Raw genomic sequence first — 6,255 nt, 5'->3', positions numbered from 1 at the left:
TATTTAAACAAGCAGCCCAAAGCTTATTAGTTAGTAAACAACCAGGCTTAGGAGCTTTTGCGAGAAAACTTAAAGCCAGAAGAGGAGCGGCAATAGCAATTAAGGCAACTGCAAGAAAAATTGCAGAACTCTATTATAAAACATTTGATAATGGAATGCAATATGTAGAAAAAGGCGTGGAAATATATTTACAACAACAAAAGGATCAACAAATAAGATTTCTAACCAAAAAAGCTAAAGACTTAAATATGCAACTTATTATGATTCAGTGATTTATGTAAAAACGTCAATGGTAGTGATTTTTTAAGCCACACAAATGTTGATAAATTAAAAAAACGTAAAGTTTAAAAAATAATATCGAGAACCATTTTGGAGAGAAAACTTCTCGATACATTTTAACTTATAAAGCTTTGGCATTATAAGTTAAAATACTCGAAGGGACGGAATAGGTGTTCTTTGTTTTAGTATTGGTGTAGTACTATTTTACCAAACAAACCGTTCCAAAAATCCCATCGATTTATTTTCAAAAATCACACTACTTCATATCCAGCATATACCGCTTCTATTTCATTCAAAACAGCGAATAACTCTTCGGGATGATCCAAGGTCACCAATTGTTGTTTAAAGGGCTTGAAAGAATGAATTCCTTTGAAATAATTGGTGTAATGAGGTCTTGTTTCAACAATTCCTAATCGTTGTCCTTTCCATTCCATTGCCCAAGTGAGGTGGTTGCGAACCGCTTCGACTCTATCAGCAACAGAAGGTTTTTCTAAATGTTCTCCTGTTTTGAAGTAATGTTTGATTTCGTCAAAAATCCATGGATAACCAATGGCAGCACGACCAATCATGATACCGTCGATACCATATTCGTTTTTATAATGCAATGCTTTTTCGGGAGAATCGATATCGCCGTTTCCGAAAATAGGCATCGTAATTCTAGGGTTGTTTTTCACTCGGGCAATATGCGACCAGTCCGAATGCCCTTTGTACATTTGAGCACGAGTTCGAGCATGAATACTTAAGGCCGCAACGCCAATGTCTTGCAAACGCTCCGCAACCTCATCAATATTAATCGAATTGTCATCCCAACCCAAACGTGTCTTAACAGTAACAGGCAAATGGGTACTATCGATAACTGCCTGCGTCAAACGAATCATCAAATCAACATCTTTTAAAACTCCTGCTCCTGCTCCTTTGCAAACGACTTTCTTTACAGGACAACCAAAGTTGATATCAATTATATCGGGGTTTACAGTCGAAACGATTTTTGATGACATGGCCATCGCTTCTTCATCACCTCCAAAAATCTGAATACCAACTGGTCTTTCGTAATCGAAAATATCTAGTTTCATGCGGCTTTTGATAGCGTCACGAATTAAACCTTCGGAAGAAATAAATTCAGAGTACATCATATCGGCGCCATGTTGTTTGCACAACCTGCGAAATGGCGGATCACTCACATCCTCCATAGGTGCGAGAAGTAAAGGAAAATCCGGTAATTCTATGTTGCCAATCTTAATCATCTGCTTAAATTTTGTGCAAAATTACAACATTTAGACGAATAGATCCTATTAGTATAGAATTGAAACCTATTTTATCTCTTAAAAAGAGTTTTTTCTAGTGTCAAAAAAGTGAATTGGTTTCCGACTCATTGGATTATAAATCAATGGATTCAGAATTTCTTTGGTAGTAAATTCAATTTTTGGGCTCACCCTAAGCTTGGCTCTAAAATGGTCTTTGAGCTGTTGCAAAAAAGCATCTGATGGTTCCTTTACAGCAATTTTTATCAGAATGGCATCGGTTCCTAAATCGTTATTCGAAATTTCTATGATATAGCTTTCAATAGTCGGAAAATCATTCAAAACATCATTCATTGCTGGCGGATATAAAGTTGTCCCTTTGTATTTTATCATTTGTTGTTTTCGTCCAATAACAGGTCCAACACTCAAAGTATTTCTTCCGCATTTACAAGGTTCGTGATGCAACTGCACAATATCTCCCGTTTTGAAGCGGACTAACGGTATGGCTTCAATTCCTAAAGTAGTAAATGTCAATTCGCCAGATTCTCCTTTATTTACTGGTTTATTATTTTCGTCCAACACCTCAACGATGATTAATTCTGGATGGTGATGCCCACCGATGGAATGCTCGCATTCTGTAAAAGCAGTACTCATTTCTGTAGAAGCATACGTCGAAAACAACTTAATATTCCATTTATCAGTAATTTTTTTAGACAAGGTATTCATGGAGAAGTCTTGATTTCGTAGAGATTCCCCAATGCAAACTGCTCCCTTTATACCAGAATTATTGTAATCAATATTGTGTGTTTCGGCATATTCAATTAATTTCAACAAAAAAGAGGGAACAGTAATACGGTAAGTGGGTTTGTATTTTAATATGGAATCCCACTGCAATTCCGGAATTCCTGCTCCTACTCGAATAACACCGACTTTCATTTTTCGAAGCCCTAAGAAGTAGGCCAATCCAGCCATAAAACGTCTGTCGATTGTGGTCATTAATTGCGCAACATTCCCTTCTTTTATTCCGGCACAGTCAAAAGAAATCGCTTCATTATACGCCAATCGATCCAAATCAGCATCGGTTAAACCAAAAGTCACGGGATCCCCTAAAGTCCCCGATGTTGTGGCGTAATCAATAATTTTATTGGTAGGAACACACACGAAATCGTCGTTGTACTTTTGCAAATCTTCCTTAGTGGTCACTGGCAATAGTTGCAAGTCTTCTAAGGTATTAATTTTGCAGAGATCGATATTTTCCTTCTTAAAAAGTGCTTTGTAAAAAGGGGAATTTTCATTAACCGAAGCCAACAATTCCTTCAACTTATTTTCCTGAAAAGATTTTATTTCGGCTAATGAGGCAGTTTCTATTTTTGGAATCATTGCAGTTTTCTTTTAATTTTTTTTAAATATTTCTCCATTGCTTTTATCTCGGGAAGTGTTGTAATTTCTTTGGTTAATGCTTTTTCAAATTGTATTTGAGCGAGCGTGTATTTCCTTTCATGATAAAAATTCAAGCCTACTTTATAATACACTTCCCAGAAATCGAGATTCAACGACTGATAATTTTCAACAAAAGACCTTGACATGGCTTCTTTTTTTTTCTAAAAAAATATTCGCTTTCCTATCTTCAATTCGAAACAATTCATAATTTTTATATTCCTTTGTTTCTATAAAAGGATCCTTAGGAATGGTTAGATTTTCTTGTTCCAATGAAACTATGGAATCATTTGAATTTCTATTCTTGAAAATTTCATTCAAATCATAACAAACAAAATTTCACCCTATAATTAGACTTCCATCCTCAGATTTTTCGCCCCAAGCGGCAAAAGAAGAACAACCTACCAATACTAAATCTTGCAATGCATGCCCAATATCATGTGCACCATGCAAGTACAAACTCCTTAAATAAGGACTGGCAATATTATCAAAATCATGTGAACTGTATCGTGAAATTCCATAGATTTCTGTTTTGTAATCCTCCGCCACATTGAGATATAATTCCCTATTGTACCATTTCAAGAAAGTACGAAGCAATCGTTGCTTAGATTGTGAAGGTAATAATTGATTTATTTTAGCAAAAAAAATACCTTCTTGCCTTTTTAACAAACTATCAGATAAACTCCCAAAAGCCAATCCTCTTTCCAGTGGATCTCCTTCGACATATAATTCCCAAAGGTCTTGTTTATTTTTCAACAAGAAATTATTCGCAGACGAAAAAGCAGTATTCGACTGTTTCATTACACAGGAACTGCATTACTATACCCCTCCAATTGGGGTTTATGACGCATTGACTTTGATGTTCCAAAAGAAAAATATACCAAAGCGATTGTACACAAAATAGAAACATAAAAAAAAATCTCCCTCATCCACTCTAATTTTTATTCCAAAGACGAATTGATTTTATTAACCAAATATTCTTTCCCTAGAATTTCTGAACAAGTGACTACCGCTCCAATGGTCACTCCCAAAACCCCATGCATATTGATGCTTTGTCCTGTTAAGTATAAATTATTTAGCTTCGTTTTTGAAGCAATGAATGACTTCATGGGATTATTAGAATCTTTCTCATAACCATACATATTTCCTTTATACCCGCCTATGTAATCCCTATACGAAAGTGGCGTTGAAGCATGAACTGACTTTATACAATTTCTAAAACCAGGAAATTTAAGCTCAATCGTTTGAAGAAATTTTTCTGCTTTACGCTCTTTAAAAGTCTCATAACTTTCGCCTCTATCCTCTTTTTCGGAGGTCGTATTAAATGTTTGCTCCCAAAGCATTAAATCATCAAATTTTATATAGGTTATAAAAGTCATCCCATCTGCCCATACATCTGTTTTTTTAGTAGTGCTCATCGAAGCCATAAAGGCTTTCGGCCAAGAGGCTTCGTCATATTCCTGTGATGTCCAAATATGGTCACTACTTGTAAAATGATAATAATTATGGTTCCTATATTTGAAAGTTTCTGGTTTAAAAACGATGTACAAACTAAATGCTGAAATAACCCCTTCTAAACTATCAATTCGATTAAAGTAAGACTTCCGAAACTTATCAACGCCAACCATTTTCAAAGTAGTTTTAGGGTCCAAATTTGAGATGAAAGTGGTGCCCGAAACTGTAGAACCATCATTCATTTTTACAGCACTAACACTATTTTCAGCTACATCAAATTGAACGACTTCTTTGTGTTTATATACTTCACCTCCATAAATGCAGTTATTTTGAGGATAGCACATGTAACGCAATAATCAATTATATTATAATAATATGCTAAAGGAGTTTGTAGATGTATTAATCATTGGGGCTGGACCTTCGGGATGTGTCTCGGCTGCCCAACTTTTCAATAATAACATTAAGGTGAAAATTGTGGAAAAAACAAAATTTCCAAGACTTGTTGTTGGCGAAAGCCTTATTCCGCGGGTGATGGATCATTTTGCAGAAGCAGGATTGTTAGAAAGTCTTGAATCCATGAATTTTGAAAAAAAACTTGGTGCGCGATTTATAAGAGGTGAAGAAGTCTGCGTTTTTGATTTTAGCAAGAAATTTACGAAAGGTTGGGATTGGACTTGGCAAGTACCAAGAGCTGATATTGATAATAACATCGCACAAGAAATTATTAAGAAAGGAATTGATTTGGAATTCGAATCGGAAGTGATTTCTATTTCTTTCGAAGGAAAAAAATCTAAAACGATTGCAAAAGACAAAAAAGGCAATCTAAAAGAGATTCATGCTCAATTTGTAATTGATTCTAGCGGTTATGGAAGAGTGCTACCAAGGCTTTTAGAATTAGACACACCTTCAAAACTAGATCCTCATTCTTCTATTTTTACACATGTAAAAGACATAAACAGACCCAAAGGAGAAGAAGGTACGATGATTTCTTTTGATATTCTAGAAACTCAGGTTTGGTTATGGGTGATTCCTTTTTCTAATGGAAATGCAAGTTTAGGTGTTGTAGGTCCAACGGATTTTATCAATTCCCTTTCGGAAAATAAAAACAATTCAGAAGCTTTAAAGAATGCTATTCAACTTTCGGACTATTATATAAATCGTTTTGGTGGAGTTGACTTTCTGTTTGAACCCATAATATTAGAAAACTATTCTCGTTCCGTAAAACAGATGTATGGTGACGGTTTTGCGGTTACTGGAAACAGCTCAGAATTTTTAGATCCTGTTTTTTCGTAGGGAGTTGCTTTTGCAACTGAATCTGGAATGCTTGCCGCAAAACTTTATATAAAAGCAGCCCAAGGAATTATTGTGGATTGGGAAGAAGAGTTTACGGGCTATATGAAAAAAGGAATTAACGTTTTTACCACATATGTAAAAGAATGGTACACCGGAAACCTGCAAACTTTATTTTTTCATCAACCAGAAAATCCAGAAGTAAAAAGTAAAATATGTGCTATTCTAGCAGGATATGTTTGGGATGAAACCAATCCTTTTGTAAAAAAGCATCATAATTTAATTAAGAATATGGCGCATATGATTGAGATGGAAAATAATCAGAAAACAGAAAACCCTAATTAATTAGGATTTTCTGTTTTTTAGTCAAAACTATTTCATTGTTTTTTCTTGATACTAACAGCCAATTCCTTAGCCAATTTAGCATACGATTCCGATATTCTATAACCTGAATTATAATTATATCCCATAGCTCCATTTCCAGGAACGTTTTCATATTGAACCGAACCTAAAACATTATTTGGATTTTCTGACTCAAAAATTGTAACAACAG

Annotated in this window: 6 protein-coding genes and 2 pseudogenes; 2 read left to right on the top strand and 6 right to left on the bottom strand. The window is 34.9% G+C overall.

The features are described from left to right. Window positions 1–272 (top strand): annotated as a pseudogene (locus tag E0F76_RS19230) (IS110 family transposase); the annotation flags it as partial. 258 nt (window positions 273–530) lie between these two features. Here the strand turns inward: E0F76_RS19230 and dusB are convergent. The 6 genes from dusB to E0F76_RS03905 all read right to left on the bottom strand — a co-directional run bounded on the left by dusB (window position 531) and on the right by E0F76_RS03905 (window position 4,756). Continuing rightward, window positions 531–1,523, bottom strand: a complete 993-nt coding sequence (gene dusB, locus E0F76_RS03920) for a tRNA dihydrouridine synthase DusB (protein ID WP_132001594.1) — start codon at window positions 1,521–1,523, stop codon at window positions 531–533. A gap of 78 nt (window positions 1,524–1,601) precedes the next feature. Further along, window positions 1,602–2,900 (bottom strand): AMP-binding protein, encoded by a 1,299-nt coding sequence (locus tag E0F76_RS03915; protein ID WP_132001592.1) that lies wholly within the window; start codon window positions 2,898–2,900, stop codon window positions 1,602–1,604. After that, window positions 2,897–3,106: a hypothetical protein gene (locus E0F76_RS19555; RefSeq protein ID WP_246021976.1), complete on the bottom strand. Its 210-nt coding sequence runs from the start codon at window positions 3,104–3,106 to the stop codon at window positions 2,897–2,899. Before E0F76_RS19555 ends, E0F76_RS03915 begins: the two co-directional genes overlap by 4 nt. 190 nt (window positions 3,107–3,296) lie before the next feature. Then, entirely contained in the window at window positions 3,297–3,713 is a 417-nt protein-coding gene (locus E0F76_RS19550; protein WP_246021975.1) for a C45 family peptidase, read from the bottom strand. Between the two features lie 44 nt (window positions 3,714–3,757). Continuing rightward, window positions 3,758–3,886 (bottom strand): hypothetical protein, encoded by a 129-nt coding sequence (locus E0F76_RS19835; protein ID WP_281275265.1) that lies wholly within the window; start codon window positions 3,884–3,886, stop codon window positions 3,758–3,760. A gap of 12 nt (window positions 3,887–3,898) precedes the next feature. After that, window positions 3,899–4,756 carry a phytoene desaturase family protein gene (locus tag E0F76_RS03905; protein WP_246021974.1) on the bottom strand — a complete coding sequence of 286 codons (858 nt, stop codon included), beginning with the start codon at window positions 4,754–4,756 and terminating at the stop codon, window positions 3,899–3,901. 31 nt (window positions 4,757–4,787) lie between these two features. Here E0F76_RS03905 and E0F76_RS03900 point away from each other — a divergent pair. Continuing rightward, window positions 4,788–6,047 (top strand): annotated as a pseudogene (locus E0F76_RS03900) (NAD(P)/FAD-dependent oxidoreductase). The last annotated feature ends 208 nt before the right edge of the window (window positions 6,048–6,255 follow it).

The organism is Flavobacterium cellulosilyticum, from assembly GCF_004349355.1.
Lineage (GTDB): Bacteria > Bacteroidota > Bacteroidia > Flavobacteriales > Flavobacteriaceae > Flavobacterium > Flavobacterium cellulosilyticum.
The sequence above is the reverse complement of the archived record's forward strand: the minus strand, read 5'-3'. Positions and strand labels throughout refer to the sequence as shown.